Here is a 23,887-nt window from a genome sequence, read left to right on the forward strand (position 1 = left end):
CCATTTATAAAAATGGGGACTTCATACTCTTTCATTATTTAGTTTTTCACTAAAAGGTTTTTTGTAAACGTTTTACCATTTGCCAAAGTGATCCTTACAATATAGATACCTTCAACTGCCGGAGCCAGTAAAGTTGTCTCATTTTCATTGGTTGTTTTTTGATCTACCAATGATCCACTTATTCCAAATACCTCAACATGGGCATTTATCATTTTAGCAGCATCCAAACTGGTAATCAATTGATAACTAGCATTAGGTTTAACAGGATTAGGATAAATTCTAATTGTTTCAACTGTTCCTTTTGAAGATATGGTTAATGGACAAGAAGTTATTACCGTTCCGTCTAGTTTTGTTGCAACTGCGTAATATGTCCCGTTTAAACCTCCAACTTCTTTATAATATTGCAAAGTCTGACCTGCAACTAGAATTCCGTCTTTATACCAGGTATACGATTTAAATTCTTTTGAACTATTGTCAAAGAAAATAACATTATCAAACTGTTGCTTGATCAAATTTGGTTGGCTATTTAAAACTGGCAATACTATAGTTTCAGCAGCATTGTAATTGTTATTCCCCGCTTGTGAAGCTGAAACAGTTCCTGAACCAGGATTATTAAAAATCAACTCATCATTAGAAATTGTCACCACATTCTCATTAGAAGAAGCATAACTTATTGGTAAACCACTATTTGAAGTAGCCGTTAAAACACTTGTCGTTGCTCCTTCACAATTTGAAACTAAAGTTTGGTTCCAGGTGATTACCTGATCTGCTTTGGTAATTTCAAAGTCTTTCCCATTATAAGTAATGGTATAATTGTTACCTGCAGTCAAGGTTCCTTGTCCTATTGCATAAGTTCCCGTATTCTCTCCAATTGCTCTTTTTAAAACACCTGAGAAAGTATCATTTCTAACCAAACCAGGTGAAACCGAATAGGTCAAAGCTGGATCTACTGTTCCGTACACTTTTGTTTGAGAAGCATCTGCTGTTACAGTGATTGGTTTTGCGGTAATAGCAAACGCATTTGAACCTATTAAAGTGACAACATAGTTAGATCCTGCTGTTAAACTGCCAATAGCATAAGTATAAGTTCCAACATTCTCGCCGTTTGCTCTGCTTAAATTACCGGTGAAAGTATTTCCAGTTAATAAAGTTTCGCTTGAAGTATAAGTGAAAACAGAATCTGCATCACCATATACTTTTGCTTGTGAAGCATCTGCTTTTACTGTTATTTCTCTTGGTGTAATTTCAAAATCTTTACTTTCAAAAGTCATTGTATAATTAGACCCGGCGTTCAAATCTCCTTGTTTAATAACATAAGAACCTACATTCTCTCCAATTGTTCTTTCTAAAGCTCCTGTGAAAGTATCATTTCCAACTAAAGCTGGTGAAACCGCATAAGTAAGAACTGGATCTGTTGTTCCATAAACTTTCTTTTGAGAAGCATTAGCTGTTACTGTAATAGGTTTGGCCGTAATCGTATAATCTTTACCGGTATAATTAATAGCGTAATTAGATCCGGCGCTCAAAGTTCCTTGTCCTATTGCGTAAATACCAACATTTTCTCCCGCAATTCTGGATAAAGTTCCCTTAAATGAATCTCCGTTTTCTAAAGCTGGCGTGAATGAATATGTCAAAGCGGCATCATTTTCTCCATATCCCTTAGTTTGTGAATCAGCTGTAACTGCAATTGTTTTGGCAGTAATTTCAAAATCTTCACCAGTATAGGTAATCGCATAGTTGTTACCAGCAGTCAAGGTTCCTTTTCTTATTAAATAAGTTCCTACATTTTCTCCAATTGCTCTTTCTAAAACTCCAGAGAAAATATCATTTCCAACTAAACTAGGAGAAACCGAATAAGTTAAAACCGGATCTGTTGTTCCGTATACTTTTGTTTGAAAAGCATCAGCAGTTACTGTGATTGGTTTTGCTGTAACAGCGAAGGCATTTGAACCAACCAAAGTGACAACATAGTTCGATCCTGCTGTTAAACTGCCAATAGAATAACTATAAGTTCCAACATTTTCGCCGTTTGCTCTGCTTAAGCTTCCGCTAAAAGTATCTCCAGTTACCAAAGCTTCGCTTGAAGTGTAGGTAAAAACAGGATCAGTATCACCATATACTTTTGTTTGTAAAGCATTAGCTGTTACCGTGATTTCTTTTGGTGTAATTTCAAAATCTTTACTTTCAAAAGTAATTGTATAATTTGCTCCTGCACTCAAATTTCCTTGTTTGATGGCATAAGTTCCGATATTCTGTCCAACTTCTCTAGATAAAGCTCCTGTGAAAGTATCATTTCCTACTAAAGCTGGTGAAACCGAATAGCTAAAAGTTGGATCTGTTGTTCCGTATACTTTTGTTTGAGAAGCATTCGTAGTTACAGTAATCGGTTTTGGCGTGATTGTGTAATCTTCACCAACATAATTAATACTATAGTTAGAACCTGCACTCAAACTGCCTTTTGTAATAGCATAATCCCCAATGTTTTCTCCCGAAACTCTGGATAAAGTTCCTGTGAATGCATCTCCACTTTTTAAAGCTGGTGTAAATGAATACGTTAAAGCGGCATCATTTTCTCCATACACTTTAGTTTGTGAATCAGCAGTGACTGTAATTGTCTTCGCAGTAATGACAAAATCTTTACCAATATAAGTAATGGCATAATTAGTGCCTGCGGTCAACGTTCCTTGTTCTATGCCATAAGTCCCAACATTTTCTCCTCTTATTCTTTGCAAAACACCTGAGAAAGCATCATTTCCAACTAAACTTGGTGAAACAGAGTAAGTAAGAACTGGGTCTGTTGTTCCATATACTTTTGTTTGAGAAACATCTACCGTTACTGTGATTGGTTTTGCCGTAATTTTAAAATCATTAGCAACATAGGTAAGACTATAATTTGTACCTGCACTCAATGTTCCCTGCACAATTTTATAAGTTCCTATGTTTTCCCCAGCTATTCTCTCTAAAGTACCTGTGAATGAATCTCCAGTTACTAAAGCAGGAGTGACAGTGTAGCTCAAAGCTGGCTCAACAGCACCGTATACTTTTGATTGTGAAGCATCAGCTGTTACCGTGATTGTCTTTGATGTAATCTCACCTATTTGTCCTGAAACAGTCTGAGAATTTAAAATATAATTCGAAACATCATTTCCACTAATTGTTAAGTTTTCAACTGTTATAGTTTTATTTGTCCCTACATTTTTAGTATCATATACTCCTGATGACGAATTGCTTACTGTTACATTTTCATTTGCTTCAATTCCTTTGAGCTCAAAATTAGAAGCGGTTAAAACTGCATCAGTTGTTCCGTCAAACATTTTGGTTGCACTTCCTTTCAATGAAACCTCTATTTCTTTAAGTTTCACTTCTGCTATATTAGCTACTAAAGTAGTTGCACTTAATACATAGTTTTTAGAAGCAGTTCCCGATAGTTTTAAATTGTTAATAGTAACTTGCTTGTTTACTCCTACATTTTTATTATCTAAATCACCAGCTGCAGGATTATCTACTAGTACATTATCACCATCAACAACTCCTTCCAAAGCAAAATTATTAGCATTTAATGCTATAACAGCATTAGCATTATAAACTTTTGATATTGTACCTTGTACTACAGCATTTATCGTTTTTGGTTCGATAATTAAATCGGCTTCTACAACTTTATCGTTATAATTTGGTTTGCTCAATACAGCATAAACCCTGTAAGTACCAACTTCTATTTTGTTGTTGTTAGTATAACTTACAGATACCTGACTAGGAAGACTACCTTGAATCGCTAATGATTTTTCGCTTCCGTCATAAGTGAAAGTGCTGGATGCCAGAACGAAATTATCTGTTAGATTGCCTTTTACAATGGTTAATTTAGCAATAAGCTGTTTGTTATTGTAATTGATTCCTCCGTTAATATTAACTGTAACATTATATGAGCCCACATTGATATTATCATTATTGGCATAAGTTACTGTAACTCCATCAGGAAGTATTCCATCAAGCGATAATCTTTTAGGAGTACCATCATACACTTCTTCTTTTTCTAATAAAAATATTCCGCTTGGAAGATCCGTTTTATTAATAGTCATAGAAGTTGTTAATTCAAGCGTGTTGTAATTAGAGCCTGAAATCGTAGCTTTTACATTGTTATAAACACCCGCATTCTTTTGCGTGTTTGAGTAAACCACACTTAATCCCTCAGGTAAAATTCCTGATACTTCAGGGTGTTTATCAAAACCATCATAAGTAAATGTATTTGAAGGAAATGAAATACCTGAAAGGTTCTTTTTATTAATCTTAAGTGTGTTAGACAATGTAATATCATTATAATATTCACCTCCGTTAATAATTGCTTTAACAGTATAGTCTCCTGCATTTATTTGTCCGTTTCCTTCATAAGACACAGTAGCTCCTGCTGGTAAAGCTGAAACATTTAGATATTTTGCAGCACCATCATAAGTGTATGTCTCCGGTTGTAAAGTGGCAGAAAAGTCTCCTTTTCCAACCGTAAGTTTAAAGGTTTTGGTTGCGGGAGCATAAATCTCATCTCCATTTTGCACAACTGTTATTGTAGCTTGTCCAACCCCTACTATATGAATTTTGTTATCTTTTGTAATGGAAGCAACATTAGTATTACCGCTACTATAAGTAAGGGGTGACAGTCCACTTGATGCAGTCCCTACGACAAAGTCAGCATCTGTATATTTTTTTGTTATGTCATCAGCTGTAATCGTTTGCATTATTTTAGACTCGTAGCATCCCATGTCTATAGTAGTGTTTTGAAAACGAGTGTTACCTGCAATATCTTTATTACCTCCAATTACTGTTTCATACAACGTATTATCTCCTTTGTTAACTGCTACAGATGTTGGTTTTAAAGCAAAGTTAAATGCATTTGCATCAACAAAATCAGCAGGCTGTGCATAGAAATTATTAGCTAATGTCATTGAAGTGTATAAAGATTGCGCTTTAGACAGCAAAGAGTTTTTAATTGTAACTGTCCCTCCTTCTCTATTTATATCATTGTTACCCGGAGTATCCCTGAAAGCAGCATTAAATACCTCTAAGTTAGAAGCTCCAATGGTGAAAAGATGAGATGCATTAGTTATATCATCTCCAAAAGTAGTATTCACAATTTTTACATTGGCAGCATTTACTCCTATCGAAGTACCAGTTGCTCCAGCATGATAAGCTGAATTACTATAAAATAACGTGTTATATACTGAAACATTAGAATTATCTGTAACATACATACCACCAGCTCTAAAACCCGAAGTGTTTTCTGAAAGAATACAGTTTTTTACAATAAGGTTAGAACTGTGTACACGTATTCCTCCTCCATATTCTCTTGTAATAGCCTTTCCGTTTATAGTTACAGTTCCCTCTGTCGAATGTGCCGCACTTGCCGCTGCACCTTTTACGATACTGAAACCATCAATCTCATTACTGCCTGCTGAATTAGAAACCGTAATAATATGATTGATGAGAGACTGCCCATCCAAAATTGTTTTATTCTCCTGAATACGTCTGTCATTTAAACTCTCATCGCTGATATTTCCATCAAAACCTCCATATAGTTTTACGCCGTCTAATAATAAGAAACTATTGTCTCTTCCTTCGTCAATAAAGTTCGAGTTATCTCTTGCGCTGTATTTTGGTGTATAAGTACCTTTAGCAACATAGATTTTATTTACAGTATTTGGTGTATTATTATTCAGAATGGTAGCATAACGTAAAGCTAATGACAAATCGTTTAACGCTAATTCCCATGTAGAACCATCACCGCCAACTGTTCCCTGTTTTACATACAATATGTTATTGGTCAACTTAGTATTTGGTACTATTTTTAAAGTTCCTGCTGTATAAATAAAACTATAATTATTAGAAGATAATCCACCAGGTACTATACCATTGGTATAAATACCAACTTCTGTTTTTCCTATTGCATCACCTGAATATGTAATTGATCCTGTCAACTTCGTACGATCATCACCGTTAACAAAACCTATAAAATTTACATCATAATCTGCAGTTGGCATTGCCAAATTATTGGCAAATTTAGTCTTATCGGTTGCTTTTACTGTTAAGGTTGCTTTTGCTACAGTTAGAACAAAGGTCTTTTCTGTTGGAGCATAGCTCCCATTACCAACTTGAGTGATTGTAATAGTAGATGTACCCGTATTCAGTATTTGAATTTTACCCTCTTTAATAACAGCAACATTCACGTTGCTACTTTTAGTGTAAGTTAATGGTAAACCACTGCTAACTGTTGCTGATGGATGGATAAAATCTGAATCTCCATAGATTTTTGCTACATCATCAGCTGTAATGTTTTGAACTGTTCGCAATTCTTCTGCACCAACATCAATAGTTCCTGATAAACGGCTATACCCGTTGATATCATAAGTTGAAAGACTATTAAAAGTGTAGTGTGAATTTGATCCTTTATCTTTTGCATAACTGTCTTCTCTTAACGCTCTAGTATTTGTTTTAAATATGGCATCAAAAGTAACGGTCGCACCATTGTTATAAATACCTTCTGTTATATTATCGTCTTTTTGAACAATACTATTATAAGAAACTATTCCGCTGGAAACTCCTTTGTTATTATTCATATATATAGAATTGTACAATGAGGTTACAGAATTTGTAAGATTGACAATTGCCGGCGCATCTCCATTGTTTCCGGATATCGATCTATTATCTGTAATGGTACAGTTATATAATTTTGGATTACTATTATTAACACTGTACATAGCTGAGCCATATCCATAATATCCGGCATTACCAGCTTCGTTTCCATCAACTCCAACTTTATTATTGGTAATAATACAATTTATAAGTACTGGATTACTGTTATCGTTGTATATTCCACCACCATATGTTCTGTTTAGATAGTATGGAAAAGGGAACAATGAATTATCCTTAATTATACAGTTTACAATAGTAGGAGAACTATTCTTATTATAAATACCTCCTCCTTCATATGCAATATTAGCAGAAGACCCTCCGATTGTGAATCCATCAATAATGTCGGTATTAGTTAATCCATTATCATTGTTTTCGATTACCCTGTTTCCTCTGGCTCCCTGAACAAGAATAGTCTCTGCAAATTTTCTTTTATGAGAAAGTGTGGTAACACCTTTATCCGGATCAAAACCTCCGTACATATTAACGCCCTTAAGCATATAAAAACTCTTGTTATCTACAGATGTATACTGCCCAACAGATACAAACATTTTTGTTGCTTTAGTTGCACTTGTGCTTGAATTAATTATTCTTGCTATTTCCAGTGCATCTCTAACTTCTCCCAGAGCATTATTCCATGATGTTCCATTACCTGTTGCTCCTTTTTTAACGTATAAAGTACCATCCGTTAGGGTAATATCTGGTTCAATTCTTAAATTACCATTAGTGTATGTAATATTATACTTCGAAGATGCATATCCTAACGGAATTATGGTGTAATTAGTACCTATGTTAGTAGCGTCTACAGCAGTTCCGCCATACGTCAGAGTTCCCGTTAAACTATTATCCGGAGTATCCGCAAAAACAAACCCGGAATAAGACACCGTGAATCCGTTAAATTTAGCACCATCCTGAATTTTAACTTTATTATCTGCACTTACAGTTAAGACTCCTTTATCTACGGTTAACAAAAAACTCCCGCTAACAGCATCATATTCAGCAGTATTCCCTGGTTGGTTCACTGTTATAGTCGCTGTTCCAACATTTAGTATTTTAATTTTACCATTTTCAATTGTAGCGACAGCATTATTGTTAGAAGATGTATACTCTAGTGGTAATCCACTTGATGCTGTACCGTGTGTAAATGGTTCATCTCCATATTTTTTTGTAATAGCAGCCGCTGTTATGGTTTGAATTTTATTTCTCTCAAAAGCTCCCATATCTACAGTAGTATCAATAATACGGGATTTGCCTTTTAAATCTTTGGCTGGTAAAACAATACTAGCAGGATTATTTTTACCAGTATTTAGAGCAGCACTAGTAGTTGATAACGAATAATTCGCGTCAAAAACAGCAGTTGTACCGGTAACACCGCCTATACCTTGTATCAAACTGTTTTCATAAGAAGGATTACTGGCATTATTAACAATGTCTGAACTATTTTTTACACTAATTGTATTTACAATTCTTGCAGAAGAACCATTTGCATTATATAATGCTGCTCCCTGCGCACCTGTATTATCTGCTATAGTAGCATTAAGCAGCGTAGGCAGCGATGCATTGTTGTACATAGATGCTCCATTTGGTGCTGTATTATTAATAATTAAGCAGTTAATCCATGTTGTATTGGCGCTTTCATTATAAACAGCACCTCCGTTTGTAGCAGCATTATTTGCTCTGATGATACAGTTTTCAAATCTTGCCGTAACATTTTTATTGTATATACCACCTCCATTAGCTGCATTACCATTTGTAATTGTAAAACCGTTTAAAAGAGCATTATTGGTTAAGCCATTGCCATCATTTTTAATAACAGATGCATTATTTCCTCTTAAAATACTTCCATCATTTAAATTACCTGTAATACGCTGATGTGTTAGATTTGTAATAGCATTATCAGGATCAAATCCGCCATATATTTCTATGTTTTTAGGCATTATGAATGACTTCCCTGAAGCCGGTTGATAGGTTCCTTTAGCTACAAATATTTTTTTGACTTTTTTAGGATCATTATCATCTGTATGTACGGAGTTAATATTAGAAGCTCTTGTTAAAGCAACCTCCAAATTACTTAAAGCGCTGTTCCATGAAGTACCATCTCCGTTTCCGTTTTGTTTTACATATAAGATGTTATCATTTAAAATTAAATTCGATTTAATTTCTAATGTTCCTTCTTCATACAAAACGGTGTATTTAGTAGAAGTAATACCCTGAGGAATAATTTTATAAATACCAGGTTCAGTTGCAGTAGCGGCATCACCTGAAAAAGCAAGAGTTCCAGAGATACTATTGGACTGACTATCACCAGGCTCAAAACCAGAATAAGTTACAGTATAATTAGTATTTCCGTAAACATTCCCATCAAATACTTTTACTTTATTAATAGCTTTAATTGTAAGCGGTATTTTGGTTACATTCACAACTATTTTAGTTCTAACGCTTTCGCAATTATTAGCGTTGGTTTGACTCACCCAATAGGTAGCAGAATTTTCAGACGACATATTTAAAGAAGGAACTGCTGTTAACGCTGTACCATCTTTTTCTTGTGTGTACCATTTTAAATTACTCCCATTTACTATAATTTTAGCTCCCGATTGGCCAATAATAAAATTTTGTGGAGTTTGTGCAGTTGGTGGCTCTGTCGAACTTATCGACACAGTAACGCTCGCTCTATCACTCTCACAACTATTAACCGTTTGACTTGCGTAATAGGTATTACCAGAAACTAAAGCCGTATTACTGGCTAACGGACTTCCTCCTACAGCCTGACTATACCATTTAATGTTTGAACCTGTTGCTTTTAAATCATTTACAATAGCTTCATTACAAAAAGATTGTGCTGCAACAACAGTCGGTATTGTTTTGCCAGATGCACCCAATTCATTTTCATAAGCACCAATATCAATGGTACTTACTTTTCTATTCTTTCCTGCAAAATCGGTATTTGGATATTCACTTGTATATAATGAATTATTCCCTTTATTTATTATGGAACTACAGCCTGTTAAATTAAAATTATAATTGGCTGCATCAGCAAAATAAGGGTTCGTTTCGCGAATATTATTGTTTTTATTCACAAACTTATTTTGATTATCGTACCTAAAAGAATTATTCTGAACATCGGCAGAAGTATTTGAACCATTAAGCTCTTCAAGAATATTATTGTAGAGCTTTACTTTTTTACTAAACGTGTAAATACTATAACCCGGTTTCTCATTCCAAACAGTGTTGTTTATAAAATCGACAGTTGAATTATCATAAAAAACAGCTGTAAAACTTTCATTTCCTGTGAAAACATTATTATAGAATGTATTTACACCTTCAATCACGGCAATGATACAGCCTGATTGTCCGTTACTATCTAGGGTTCCAACATTATTTTTAACGGTATTGTTGAAAAATTGGCTTTTCTTATACGTTTCAACATCTAAAACGGCCCCTACATTGGATTTATTTCCAACAAATGAATTAGTATGTATATCAGCAGCAATTACGTTCGCTAATAATATTCCCCCACCTCTTTCAACAGCATTGTTGCTTTCGAAATTGTTGTTGTTTATCGTTACCTTAGCAGTAACATTATCGCCAATGGCATTGGCATATATTGCCCCTCCAAATTTGGTAGCAGTATTGGTATTGAAAGTATTATTATTAATGACAGAATTAACTGTAATCGTTTCGAAATTAATTGCTCCTCCAAATTTACTAGCAGTATTTCCTGTAAATATGTTGTCAGAGATTTTAATATTATTATCATTAGCAGATACTATAGCACCTCCAAATCCAGAAACAGAATAACTGCTTATATCTGTAACACTATTTCCTGTAAATGTATTTCCGTTTAAAGTCGTTGTGCTTTTGTTTTCAAGTAAACACATAGCACCTCCTAACAAAGAACTATTTCCTGAAAATGTGTTTCCTGAAAAAGTAATACCATTTGTTTGAACTATAAACGTTCCTCCTCCTATACTTTTTAAAGCTTTGTTATTACTAAAATTATTTGATGTTAGTTCTGCATTTATAACTTTGCGAAGCATAATAGCTCCTCCACCTCCGGCAATTGTAGTAGAAGCCTCCATCAAAGCGTTGTTGCCAGTAAATGCACTATTCGTAATTTTAAGATTACGTATGTTTTCGTCAGCATAAATAGCACCTGCAACATCTGCACTATTGTTATCAAAAGTACAATTATTGACAATCCTCGATGACGAATTATCCTGACTCACTTTTTCAATATAAATAGCCCCGCCATAGCCTGTACCAGTCTTAATTTTATTCGCCAGGTTATTACTAAATGTTACATTACTTAGATTTAAAAGTTTTCCATCTAAATCAGAAATAGCTCCCCCCAGAGGCGCACTGTTATTATTAAAATTTCCTCCTGTAATAGTCAAATAACTAGCACTGGAGTTAATTGCACCACCATTATCTGTCGCTATGTTATTAGTAAACGTACAGTTATTAAGTGTGGTATGAGCTCCTTCCTGTAAGCATATTGCCGCACCGACTATCCCTTTATTATTTTTAAATGTTACATTTTCTAATGTTAAAGCACCTTTAATATTGTATATAGCACCTCCATTACTTTTTGGGTAAGAAGTGTTAAGTATTTCCGTTATTGTCATGTCTCCTCCCGGAACTGAAGGTATGCCAGGTAAGGCACTAAATCCTGCAAGTTGCAAACCAAATGAAGCATAGTTATAATAAGGGCTTTCTGTCATTGAAACATACCAATCCGGGTATTTGTCTTTAATATTATCATTAATAGAATTTCCTTTAGTTTCTGTAGATATTTTATAAAAGTCCCATATATCAGCTCTTCCATCACTAATAGTCAGTCCGTTTAAATAATAATTCTCATTCTCTTCAAGAGCATAAATAAGTATAACATGATGTGCGTAGTTTCCACCGCCTAAATTTCCACTAAGAATGGTTTCATTTGCAGTAATGTTTCTTTGAGAAAGATTTGTTTCGTTACCAATAAAACCTCCATATAATTGTACACCCTTTTTTAGTCCAAAAGTGTTGTTTCTGTCCTGTGTACTGTTGTTAGGCGCTAATGCTACTTTTGGCGTATATGTTCCTCTTGCAATCCATATTTGTGTACCGCTGTCTGATGAACTAATCACTTTCTGTAAGTTATCAGAAGCATTAGTCCACGAGCTTCCATCTTTACTTCCAGAACCATTTACAGTTACATATTTTATTGTTTGAGATTGTACTAAAACAGTAAAGAAAAAGAAACAAGTTACAAGTGTGTACCTTGACAAATTGGGTTGCTTTCTAAAAAGACTAAGATCTTTCGTTTTCTCCAGACAGAAATGCCATATAAAAACTAAAGACTTTAAAATCAATAAGTAGTTTTTTTCCATAAAAAAGTAAGTAATAAAATTGATTTATATAGTTTGGTTATTTGTTAAACTGTTATTTACAGCGTTAGCTTACACTGTAAATTGTAGATACATTTAATGAGAAGGAAATTTTTTCATTAAAGACTATCTGTCTGATATTCGTTTTAAATAGTTCTTTATTCAAACCAAATGTCTTTTTAGAAGTTTGAAAAGAAGTCAGACACTCACCAATATTTCTAAGACAAGAAATATTGGGATTTTGAAAGATTATAGATGAACTAAAGCACATCAAAAATAATGGTAGGTACATTTTTTTCAAGTAGGATTAAGTTTATTTGTTCTATGGAGGACTAAGATTAAAAGGGGCGCTCGATTATACTTCAAAACTAAAAATATCTTCGTTTAGCAGCCTATTTGGAAGGGTGGACAAAAAAGAGACATTTTTAAAATAGCGTTAATTTTGAATCAATAAGCTGTCATTGTCTAGATATATTTTACAAAGCACCCTTTCTCTACTACCTTTTCTTTCATAAAACCATCATTTTAAAAAAAACAATAAACCCAATAATAAATTTACGAAATACCGTAAATCAAAAAAGACTTCAAAAACCGTCAAGCCTTTATAAATAAAGACCTTAACTCAGACGGCATATTCTTTGAAAATACTGTACGGAAAATATTCTTAATCTAAAAACATGAAAACAGTACTTCGAAAAAACCCGCAAAAAAAGAGATTTTTTTCTTTCTTAATCTACATTAATCAACAAACTTTCATTCCTGCTGTAGGTTTGTAAAAAAAATCAACAACATCAATTGAATCAAAAACAGATTTAATTACAGTAGAATTTTAAACAATTATATATAAACATTTATTAATCCAAAACCACATTAAGATGAGCACTATTAAAGCACAAGACGGAACAGAAATTTTTTACAAAGATTGGGGAACAGGTCAGCCAATTGTTTTTCACCACGGATGGCCATTATCATCAGACGACTGGGATGCACAGATGATGTTTTTCCTAAAACAAGGATACAGAGTTATTGCACATGATCGTCGCGGACACGGTCGCTCTGGTCAAAGTTCTGAAGGAAATAATATGGAAACTTACGCATCAGATGTAGCAGCATTAACAGAAGCGCTTGACTTAAAAAATGCTATCCACGTAGGGCATTCAACTGGAGGAGGCGAAGTAATCCGTTACGCTGCAAAATACGGAAAAGGACGTATTGCAAAAGCAGTAATAATTAGCGCCGTAACTCCTATTATGATTCAAAACGAAAACAATCCAGAAGGTGTTCCTTTAGCTGTTTTTGATGAAATCAGACAAGGAACTGGATTCAACAGAGCACAATATTTCTACGACTTCCCTATTCCTTTTTACGGATGGAACCGCGAAGGACAAACTATTAAAGAAGGAATTAGACACAACTGGTGGCGTCAAGGAATGATGGGATCTGTTTATGCTCATTATGAAGGAATCAAAGCTTTCTCTGAATCAGATTTTACAGAAGACCTTAAAAGTTTAGACATTCCTGTTTTAGTACTTCACGGAGAAGACGACCAAATTGTTCCTTGGGAACAGGCACCGAGAGCAGCTAAACTTTTGAAAAACGGAAAACTTATTACTTATCCTGGTTTTTCTCACGGTATGCCGACAACTGAAGCAGAAACAATCAATAACGATATTTTGGCTTTTATTAAAGAATAAACCGCTATTCTTATAAATCTACTGAAACTGTCTGCTGAAGGACGCTTTTAAAGACAGTTTTTTAATCTTCAAAACGGTTTCCGTTTGAACCAGAATAAAACGGAAACTTTCTACTTTTTATCATATATAACGAATAAGGCTTCATAAAATTACGAAATATCGTAAGGTTTTTTGGTGCCCAAAAAACACAAAGTCTTACTATACAACAAACTAAAAGTTTGGCACTTCATTGGCTTAACTAATTATAAATCATTAAAATAAAAAATCATGAAACCATCAAAAAACTTATTGTCTCCAGATAACCACGCATTAGTATTAATTGATTTTGAAGGACAAATGGCGTTTGCTACCAACAACATTGCCATAAGCGAACTACGTAATAATGTTGCCATTATCTGCGGTGCATCAAAAATATTTAATGTTCCCACAATTGTAACCACTGTTTTTGAGGAAAGTTTCGCGGGTCCTGTTTTCCCAGAAATCGAAGAATATTATCCAATCGCTACTTCAGGTTATATTGATCGTACAACAATGAATACTTGGGAAGATGAAAATGCTTATAAAGCCATTACTGGAACTAAAAAACAAAAAATAGTTTTAGCGGGATTATGGACAGGTGTTTGTATCGTTGGACCTGCTTTATCGGCAATTGAAGAGGGTTACGAAGTCTATATCATTACAGATGCATGCGGTGATGTGAGTGACGAAGCTCACGAACGTGCTATCCAAAGAATGATTCAGGCAGGTGCGCAGCCTGTGACTTCTATTCAGTATATCTTAGAACTTCAAAGAGACTGGGCACGTCAGGAAACTTATGTTCCTGTAACGAATCTAATGAAAAAACACGGCGGATCTTATGGTTTAGGAATCCACTACGCTCACAATATGCTAAAACACTAAAATTTATTTTGCCTGTCGGGAATCTAATCGATAGTATTTCCGGCAGCATTAATTAAGCACTCTTAAAGCTTAAAGCTTAAAACCTAAACAATTGAATTATGAAAGCAGATCTAATTTTATTTAACGGTAAAATTCATAGTTTCAACACCGAAACACCAAACGTAACCGCAGTTGCCATAAAAGATGGGAAATTTATTGCTGTGGGAAATGACAGCAGTGTAATGGAATTGGCATCTGAAGAAACTAAAATAATCGATCTTCAAAATAAAAGAGTGGTTCCTGGAATTAACGATTCTCACATTCACCTAATTCGAGGTGGTTTGAATTACAATTTAGAATTACGATGGGACGGCGTTCCTTCGCTTGCAGATGCACTCCGAATGCTAAAAGAACAAGTGGACCGCACACCAAATCCGCAATGGGTTCGAGTGGTTGGCGGCTGGTCTGAATTTCAGTTTGCCGAACGCAGAATGCCAACTCTTGAAGAAATCAATGCGATAGCTCCTGAAACACCTGTTTTTATTCTGCATTTGTACGATAGAGCCATTATGAACAGAGCAGCGCTAAAAGCGGTTGGTTATACTAAAAATACACCTGCTCCGCCGGGAGGACATATTGAGAGAGATGCAAAAGGCGAACCAACCGGATTAATCATTGCAACACCAAATGCTATGATTTTGTATTCGACTTTGGCTAAAGGTCCTACTCTTTCGTATGAACATCAAATCAATTCAACGCGTCATTTTATGAAGGAACTGAATCGTTTTGGAATAACGAGTGTTATTGATGCCGGAGGCGGATTCCAGAATTTTCCAGATGATTATAAAGTGGTAAATGAATTGAACGAAAAGAAACAATTAACGGTTCGAATTGCCTATAATCTTTTCACTCAAAAACCAAAACACGAATTTGAAGATTTTGAAGATTGGATTGATACCGTAAAATTATATCAAGGCGATGATATGTATCGTCATAACGGAGCGGGCGAAATGTTGGTTTTTTCTGCAGCCGATTTTGAAGACTTTTTGCAGCCAAGACCTGATCTTCCTGAAAACATGGAAGCCGAATTGGAAAAAGTGGTTCGTCTTTTGGTTGAAAACCGCTGGCCGTTCAGACTTCATGCTACGTATAACGAAAGTATTACACGCTTTTTGAATGTCTTTGAAAAAATCAATAGAGAAATTCCTTTTAATGGACTTCCTTGGATTTTTGACCATGCCGAAACCATTGATGAAAGAAATATCGAACGTGTAAAAGCTCTTGGAGGCGGTATTGCGGTTCAAAGCAGAATGGCATATCAAGGAGAATATTTCACGGATCGATACGGTGCAAAAGCAGCTGAAAACACACCGCCAATCAAAAAAATGATTGAAATGGAAGTACCTGTTGGTGCAGGATCAGATGCTACAAGAGTAAGCAGTTACAATCCGTGGGTTTCAATGTATTGGATGACGGTTGGAAAAACGGTTGGAGGTTTACAATTGTACAACGAAACGAGATTGAACAGACAAACCGCTTTGGAACTTTATACCAGAGGAAGCGCTTGGTTTTCTCAGGAACAGAATAAAAAAGGAGATATCAAAGTAGGAATGTTTGCTGATTTAGTAGTTCTGGACCGTGACTATTTTACTATTGACGATGAAGACATCAAAAAAATCGAATCGGATTTAACGATTGTCGATGGAAAAATTGTGTATGCTAATGGTGATTTTTCTTCATTCTCACCGCCTCACATTCCGATTTTACCAGATTGGTCACCAACCAATATCTACAACGGATATCCGGTTAGAAGTGGTTTACAAAGTGCCATAGAGAAAAATGCAAAAGCGGATGCAAAGCCAAAACTGACGGCACAAATTCATAGTTGCTCCGGAAGCTGTGATGTTCACGCTCACAATCATGATGTTGCCAGAATGAGCAATGTCCCAGTAAATAATTATAACGCATTTTGGGGCGCTCTAGGCTGTTCCTGTTTTGCATTTTAAACTGAACAAAATGATGGAAATTATAAAACAAATCCTCCACTCTGATTTAGGATCAGCAGTGAATAATGCGGCAATTTTAGTTTTTAGAATATTGCTCGCAGTTGAACTATTCAGAGTTCACGGAATGAAAAAATTCAGATTGGAAAACGGACAAAAAGAACATGTTCCGAATCCGCTGCATTTACCAGAAAAACTAAACGCATTAATGGCTACATTTTCAGATACCGTAGTTCCTGTTTTTATTATTCTCGGTCTAGGAACTCGTCTGGCTGTTCTTCCCACAATTGGAGTTACTGCAATTGGTTATTTTGTAGTGCATCGAAAAGATTCTCTAGAAGTACGCGATGTTCCTTATATGTACACTTTATCCTTATTACTGCTGCTTACGCTTGGAGCAGGAACCTATTCACTTGATTATTACTTATTAAACCTTATTTAAAATGAAAGCAAACATCGGAATCAAACAAGAAAGCATCACAACAGTAGTGGATGTATTAACAAAAGTTTTAGCGGACGAATTTGTATTGTATACCAAAACAAAAAAAGCACATTGGAATGTTGAAGGCCCAGATTTCTACAATAAACATCTTTTCTTTGAACAGCAATACGAAGCACTTGACGAAATTGTTGATGCAGTTGCCGAAAGAATCAGAACTCTAGGACACTACGCTCCTGGAACTTTAAAAGAATATCTGGCACTGACTCATTTAACAGAAGAATTAAAAGGTCAAAACGACAGCATCAGCTATATTAAAGAGTTATTGGTGGATCATGAAAGTATTTTGATTCATTTACGTGAAAACATCAATAATTTTGCCTCAGAACTTCAAGATGCTGGAACAAGCGATTATATCACTGGGCTTTTAGAAACTCACGAAAAAATGGCTTGGATGCTTAGAGCACACTTAAGCTAAAAAATAATGTTATGGAAATACAAAAAAATATTTGGTACGTAACCCTGCTTCTCACCATGATAGCAGGGTATTGCGATACCGTAACCTTTGTCGCTGCGGATTCTATATTCTCTGCGCATGTTACGGGTAACTTTATTGTCTTTGCTTATCAAATTATCAAAGGCTCAGACATTCATGCATGGGTAAAGCTGCTTACTTTCCCTGTTTTTATTTTAGCTGTAATTGTCGGTGGCAGAATTGCTTTAAAAAGCACGAACCGTTACACCATTTTATGCTGGGAAGGTATTATACTGGTTCTAAGTGGTATTGCTTCTTATACTTTTGGCTATTTAGAAAATACAGCCGAATGGACCGTATACACAATAGCGATGACAACTGTATTTGCAATGGGACTTCAAAATGCTTTTGGAAAGCTTTACGCCAAAGAAACGCATGGCCCAACAACCATGATGACAGGAAATGTAACGCAAGCTTCTCTTGACTTAGGAAATCTACTGAGAAATGGATTAAAAGATACTGATACCTTGTTAAGTTTTAGAAAACAATTTGTTACAATCATTGGTTTTCTTATCGGTTGTTTTCTAGGAGCCGTTGCCGGAAAATTTTTTGGTTTACGGACTTTAATTATTCCTGGTGTTGCTATGATTATTTGTTATTGGTATCATCGTGAAGGCTAGAAAAACATAGGCTCGGAGTGCGGGAAGTGAATTATGATAAACCAGCAAAGAAATTCGGAGAAAATATCTTAGTTTTCCAAGATCCAGACGGTTTAAAACTAGAGTTAATCGAATCTAAAACAGAAGATAATAGAAACCTTGGGAAAACCGATGAAATAACAGCTGACAGACAATATTTTCACTCTTATATTTCAGAGAACCGGGGGGCGTTTTGTTTGAAATTGCTACCGATAATCCTGGATTTACGGTAGATGAACCTTTATATGAATTGGGAAAAAACTTAAAACTTCCTGCTCATTACAAAGCACATCGAAAAACCATTGAAAATCATTTGGCTAAAATCAATTAATCCAAACAAATAGGTTTGTAAAAGCAGAAAAAAGAGTATTTTTATTATAAAAACAAATTAAAACAAGGAGAACTTTAAAAGTCTACGCTCAAAAAGTACCAATCTCTAATCGTATATTTTTAATTTTAAAAGAACCACAACATGCAGAACGACATTTACCAGATTAAAAAAGTACTTAAAACTTCTGGCAAGGAGTTTTCTTATTACAGTCTAGCTGCAATGCAGCAACAAGGATTTGAAATCGAAAAAATGCCTTTTTCAATCCGAATTCTTTTGGAGAACGCTTTACGCAATTTCGATGATTTTGCCATTACTAGAGAAAACGTCGAAACCTTATTAAACTGGAAACCAGAAGCATCAGACAAAGATATTCCGTTTAAGCCTGCGCGAGTTTTAATGCAGGATTTTACAGGTGTTCCCGCTGTCGTTGATATTGCTTCACTTCGTGCCGAAGCAGCAAGAAGAGGTAAAAATCCAGATGCGATTAATCCGCTGATTCCTGTAGATCTTGTGGTAGATCATTCTGTTCAGGTTGATTACTTTGGAACCGAATATTCATATCTGCGCAATATGGACGAGGAATACAAACGTAATGGCGAAAGATACCAGTTTTTAAAATGGGCACAGGAATCGTTTACCAATTTCAGCGTTGTACCGCCGGGAATGGGAATCTGTCATCAAGTTAATCTTGAATATTTATCGAAAGGCGTTATAGAACGAAACGGAGAAGTTTTTCCAGATACGCTTGTTGGAACCGACAGCCATACGCCAATGGTCAACGGAATTGGGGTTATCGCTTGGGGTGTCGGCGGTATTGAAGCTGAAGCCGCTATTTTGGGTCAGCCTATTTATTTTATTATGCCAGAAGTAATTGGCTTAAAATTGACAGGGAAAATTCCGCTTGGTTCCACTTCAACCGATATGGTACTGACCATTGCAGAACTGCTTAGAAAATTTGGCGTAGTAGGTAAATTTGTGGAAGTATTTGGCCCAGGTCTTGATAATTTAAGTGTTCCAGATCGTGCTACAATTGGAAATATGTCTCCAGAATTCGGCTGCACCGTTACCTTCTTCCCTACTGACGAAAAAACATTAGAATATATGAAACTCAGTGGCAGATCGGAGGAGCAGATTCATTTGGTTGAAGATTACTGCAAAGCGAATTTGTTGTGGAGAAAAGGCGACGAAAATATTACTTATACTCATGTTTTGGAATTGGACCTTTCTTCTATAGAACCTGTTATTGCAGGTCCAAAAAGACCACAGGACAAAATTCTTCTTAAAAATTTGGAACCTTCTTTTATTGATGCTTTAGACAAAAACTTTGGCAGAAAATATTTGAAACCAGCCAAACAGATTACAACCTGGCTGGCAGAAGGCGGTTCCCAGCCTTTAAACGAAAGCAAACCTGTTCCTGAAGAAATTCAGGTTGATCCCAAAATCGAAAATGGCAGTAAAAGTGTCGAAGTAACTATTGGTTCAGAACGTTTTACTTTATCTGACGGATCTGTGGCAATTGCGGCTATTACTTCCTGCACCAATACGTCAAATCCTTTCCTTATGATTGGTGCTGGATTAATTGCAAAAAAAGCACGAGAAAGAGGCGTAAATACAAAACCTTGGGTAAAAACATCATTAGCTCCAGGATCAAAAGTTGTAACCGATTATTTAATCAAAGCAGATTTACTAAAAGATCTTGAAGCCTTGAAATTTCACGTCGTGGGTTATGGCTGTACTTCATGTATTGGAAACTCAGGTCCGCTTCCTCCGCATGTGGCTAAAGCAGCAGATGAACATGATCTTGTATTGGCTTCTGTACTTTCGGGGAATAGAAATTTTGAAGCCAGAATTCATCCGCAGATCAAAATGAATTTCCTGATGTCTCCAATGCTTGTCGTAATTTTTGCCATAGCAGGAAGAGTGGATATTGACATTGTAAACGAACCCCTTGCGTATGATTCTAATTTACAGCCTGTTTATCTAAAAGATTTATGGCCAGCAGAAGATGAAATCAGTCAAATGCTCAGCAATGTTCTGACTCCAGAACAATTCGAGTCCAGCTATGCAACCATATTTGAGGGCAATGAAATTTGGCAGCAATTGCAGATTCCTAAAGATAAAATTTACCAATGGGACGATAATTCGACTTATATCAAAGAAGCGCCATTTTTCAAAGACCTTCCAGATCATCCAAAAGCGTTGCAAAATATTGTAAATGCCCGTACTTTATTGGTTTTAGGAGACAGCGTTACTACAGATCATATTTCGCCTGCTGGATCGTTTAAAGAGAATTCCGCAGCAGGAAGTTATTTATTAAGCCGAGGTGTTGAGAAAAATGACTTTAACTCGTATGGTTCTCGCCGTGGTCATGATGAAGTAATGATCAGAGGGACTTTTGCCAATGTTCGTATCAAAAATGCTTTAGCGAAACAAGAAGGCGGTTTTACGACTTTTCTTCCAACAGGAGAAGAATTGAGCATTTATGAAGCTTCTAAAAAATATAAAGCGGCAGAAACGCCTTTAATTATCCTTGCCGGAAAAGAATACGGAAGCGGTTCTTCGAGAGACTGGGCGGCGAAAGGAACTTTTCTTCTTGGCGTAAAAGCAGTATTGGCAGAAAGCTACGAAAGAATCCATCGCAGTAACTTAGTTGGAATGGGGGTTTTACCGCTACAATATAAAAACGGTGAAAACGCGGCAAGTCTTGGACTTACTGGAACAGAAACCTTCACAATCACAGGAATTGCAGAAGATATTACACCCTTGAAAGAACTAGCCATAACAGCTGTTAAAGAAAATGGTGAAGTTTTTAATTTCACAGCAATAGCAAGGCTAGATTCACAGATTGAAATTGAATACTACAAAAATGACGGTATTCTGCAATATGTTTTAAGACAGTTTCTTCATAAATCATAAAGAAAAAAGCTTAAAAAATCAAGTTGAACTTAAAATTCCTGACTTCATAGTTAGGAATTTTATGTTTTAGATCATTAAAGAAATATAGGTTTTCTTAATTATCATGATTGTTATTTTTGATTGTTTAAGGAATAGAAAAATGATAACAATATTACTAAGAAGCTTCAATGTTGGCTATGATTTTTATCATGTTGCTTTCTCATTCCTTGATAAGAAAAAGATTAGTTTCTATTTTTATAAAATTCCATAAAAAAAGACAGATATAAAAACATCTGTCTTGATTTATAAGCGAATAACATTCAAAATAAACTATTACTTGTGCCAGCTTCTATGGCTTTGCTAAGAATTTAATACAATATTGATTATTTACTGAAATCATAACTTAACGAAGCACCAAGACCAAACTGAAATGTTGAAACATAATCATTGACAACTAATGGACCCCAATAATAGTCCCAGTAATAATCATATCCAACAGCTGCCGACATAGACTGTAGATAAGCATGAAGATTAATTGATACTGGCGAATTGGTTTTTACTTTTACACCGGCTTTAATCTCCCAAGCAAAATAGGTTCCGCTACCACTTTTTGGCGTTTCAAGTATGGCAACTCCTAAACCTGCACCAAGAAAAGGAAGCGCTTTCTGAGAGCTTGAACCAAAATAATAGGTATAATCTGCCAGTATGTAATTGATAGCGCCTTTATCATCACCGGCATTAACCTGAGTTCCTGCAGGAATTGGATTGCCGTCATTAGGTATAATACCTTTTGTATACAAAGGCATTCTCGTATCCAATCTGTTATATTTTAACTCAACGGAAGCGTTATCCATTATAAAATATTCCAAACCTATTCCATACTCAAAACCATCTTCTACCTTAGCATAAGAAGAATCGAAATCTACTCTGTCGGAAAAAGTATATCCTCCGTACAGATTAAGTAAAAATGACTGGCTGCTTTGTGCCGACACCGCCAACGAAAACAAAAAAAAGACAACTAATAAATGATACTTTTTCATAATTTTTAATTTTAGTTTGTAATAATGGAGTTATTATTAAAGCCCTTTAGTTAATAGAAAATGAATTAGTGATTGAATTAAGGCCTTATTTCTATCCAAAGTTATCTTACAAAACTAATTTTATGTCAAAATGCAAAGTCAATTAGGTTTCAAATTATAAAATGAAACCATATTATGGGATATTTACATTAAAATCATGCAACTTGTTATAAAACAGATATTTAAAGTTCAACAAAATCAGTTTTTAAAGTTGGAGCAAAAGAATATTTATTCCTTTGCAGCATCAATCCGATGCATTTTCTTGATTTTCTCTACTCCTCTTTCTTTTATTAGTTTGGCTGCATCGAGCATTTTGATTAAATGAATATAAGGTGTCGTTACGTCAGATTCTGGATATCCGTCAATGGGAGACAAAGAATGTTCTAGGATTAAACCTATAAATAGTTCAAATTCTTCCAACGTTTTTTCTTCAAATGCTTTTTGAAATACGATAAAAGGATTTTCATATTCTTCTTTTGTTAGGGAAGAAAGCTGAAAAAGCGTTTCATTTTCTAAAAACTCTTTTACTTTCCATTTTCTGCTTTTCCCTTTCAGGCAAAAACCAACTTTAAGGAATGATTTGATCACCTTGTACAAAATAAAAACATCAGAAGGATTGTCCTGTTTATAGACTTTTGTTTTATAACTGTACATTAGCATTTCGCTTACATTCTGTTTGTAATAATCCAAATGCGCAAAGGCAAAAAAAGCATGAATGGCTTTAAACACATTTTCTGCCTCATTCCCAGCCCAAAAACTGGTTTCTAGGGCTATTTTACTCTTTTTCATTCTCAATCAATTTAAAATTTTGTAACGAAATTCTGTTGTTTAAAAAGAATAATCCATTCTGAAAACATCTATAATATTCTGACAAAATAATTATCGTTTGAGATATTTTTTTATCTTTGAAACTCACGATTGTTAGCCTAAATGGCTTTATCTTTGAGCCCATAGAAAACCAATATTCATTATGGAACAGAAAATACATCAGGGAAGAAACGTAAAACGTTTTAGAGAAATGCTTAACATCAAGCAGGAAGCTTTGGCTTATGATCTGGGCGAAGACTGGACGCAAAAGAAAATTTCGATATTGGAACAAAAAGATGTAATTGAAGAAAACCTGCTAAAACAAATTTCTGCTGTATTAAAAATTCCTGTTGAGGCTTTTCAGAATTTTGATGAGGAACAGGCTGTGAATGTTATTGCAAATACGTATTCATTCCAAGATTTTAAAGATAACGCTGTCGCTTCTGGATTTAGCTACCAACCTACTTTCAATCCTGTTGACAAGATTGTTCAATTATATGATGAAAAAATCGCTTTGTATGAAAGGATGTTGAAGGAGAAAGA

The 23,887-nt window shown here is 35.1% G+C and carries 12 protein-coding genes; 9 read left to right on the top strand and 3 right to left on the bottom strand.

Features of this window, described 5'->3' with window-relative positions; genetic code table 11:
• Nucleotides 1-38 precede the first annotated feature (38 nt).
• Nucleotides 39-12,047 (bottom strand): MBG domain-containing protein, encoded by a 12,009-nt coding sequence (locus tag BM289_RS23580; protein WP_091498520.1) that lies wholly within the window; start codon nucleotides 12,045-12,047, stop codon nucleotides 39-41.
• Nucleotides 12,048-12,919: 872 nt separating this feature from the next.
• Between BM289_RS23580 and BM289_RS23585 the strand changes: the two genes are divergently transcribed.
• The 8 genes from BM289_RS23585 to acnA all read left to right on the top strand — a co-directional run bounded on the left by BM289_RS23585 (nucleotide 12,920) and on the right by acnA (nucleotide 21,479).
• Entirely contained in the window at nucleotides 12,920-13,738 is an 819-nt protein-coding gene (locus tag BM289_RS23585) for an alpha/beta fold hydrolase (protein ID WP_091498523.1), read from the top strand.
• Between the two features lie 267 nt (nucleotides 13,739-14,005).
• On the top strand, nucleotides 14,006-14,638 hold the full coding sequence (locus BM289_RS23590; protein ID WP_091498527.1) for a hydrolase: 633 nt from the start codon (nucleotides 14,006-14,008) through the stop codon (nucleotides 14,636-14,638).
• Between the two features lie 98 nt (nucleotides 14,639-14,736).
• Nucleotides 14,737-16,623 carry an amidohydrolase gene (locus BM289_RS23595; RefSeq protein ID WP_091498530.1) on the top strand — a complete coding sequence of 629 codons (1,887 nt, stop codon included), beginning with the start codon at nucleotides 14,737-14,739 and terminating at the stop codon, nucleotides 16,621-16,623.
• 10 nt (nucleotides 16,624-16,633) lie between these two features.
• Nucleotides 16,634-17,062, top strand: a complete 429-nt coding sequence (locus BM289_RS23600; protein WP_091498532.1) for a DoxX family protein — start codon at nucleotides 16,634-16,636, stop codon at nucleotides 17,060-17,062.
• Between the two features lies 1 nt (nucleotide 17,063).
• On the top strand, nucleotides 17,064-17,537 hold the full coding sequence (locus BM289_RS23605; RefSeq protein WP_091498535.1) for a Dps family protein: 474 nt from the start codon (nucleotides 17,064-17,066) through the stop codon (nucleotides 17,535-17,537).
• 11 nt (nucleotides 17,538-17,548) lie between these two features.
• Entirely contained in the window at nucleotides 17,549-18,214 is a 666-nt protein-coding gene (locus BM289_RS23610; RefSeq protein WP_091498537.1) for a YoaK family protein, read from the top strand.
• Nucleotides 18,215-18,425: 211 nt separating this feature from the next.
• Nucleotides 18,426-18,563: a VOC family protein gene (locus tag BM289_RS25685; RefSeq protein WP_244165446.1), complete on the top strand. Its 138-nt coding sequence runs from the start codon at nucleotides 18,426-18,428 to the stop codon at nucleotides 18,561-18,563.
• Nucleotides 18,564-18,704: 141 nt separating this feature from the next.
• Nucleotides 18,705-21,479, top strand: coding sequence for an aconitate hydratase AcnA (acnA, locus tag BM289_RS23620; protein WP_091498540.1), 2,775 nt, complete (start codon nucleotides 18,705-18,707; stop codon nucleotides 21,477-21,479).
• A 362-nt stretch (nucleotides 21,480-21,841) separates the two neighbouring features.
• Here acnA and BM289_RS23625 read toward each other — a convergent pair whose 3' ends face one another.
• Together BM289_RS23625 and BM289_RS23630 are read right to left on the bottom strand one after the other, a co-directional pair.
• The gene (locus tag BM289_RS23625) at nucleotides 21,842-22,498 is read right to left on the bottom strand and encodes an outer membrane beta-barrel protein (RefSeq protein WP_091498542.1); all 657 of its coding nucleotides are present in this window, start codon (nucleotides 22,496-22,498) and stop codon (nucleotides 21,842-21,844) included.
• Nucleotides 22,499-22,765: 267 nt separating this feature from the next.
• Nucleotides 22,766-23,326: a hypothetical protein gene (locus BM289_RS23630; protein ID WP_091498544.1), complete on the bottom strand. Its 561-nt coding sequence runs from the start codon at nucleotides 23,324-23,326 to the stop codon at nucleotides 22,766-22,768.
• A gap of 181 nt (nucleotides 23,327-23,507) precedes the next feature.
• Between BM289_RS23630 and BM289_RS23635 the strand changes: the two genes are divergently transcribed.
• A partial coding sequence (locus BM289_RS23635) for a helix-turn-helix domain-containing protein (RefSeq protein ID WP_091498547.1) occupies nucleotides 23,508-23,887 on the top strand: 380 nt, incomplete at its 3' end.

It is taken from the genome of Flavobacterium phragmitis (genome assembly GCF_900112575.1).
In the GTDB taxonomy this organism is placed as follows: Bacteria; Bacteroidota; Bacteroidia; order Flavobacteriales; family Flavobacteriaceae; genus Flavobacterium; species Flavobacterium phragmitis.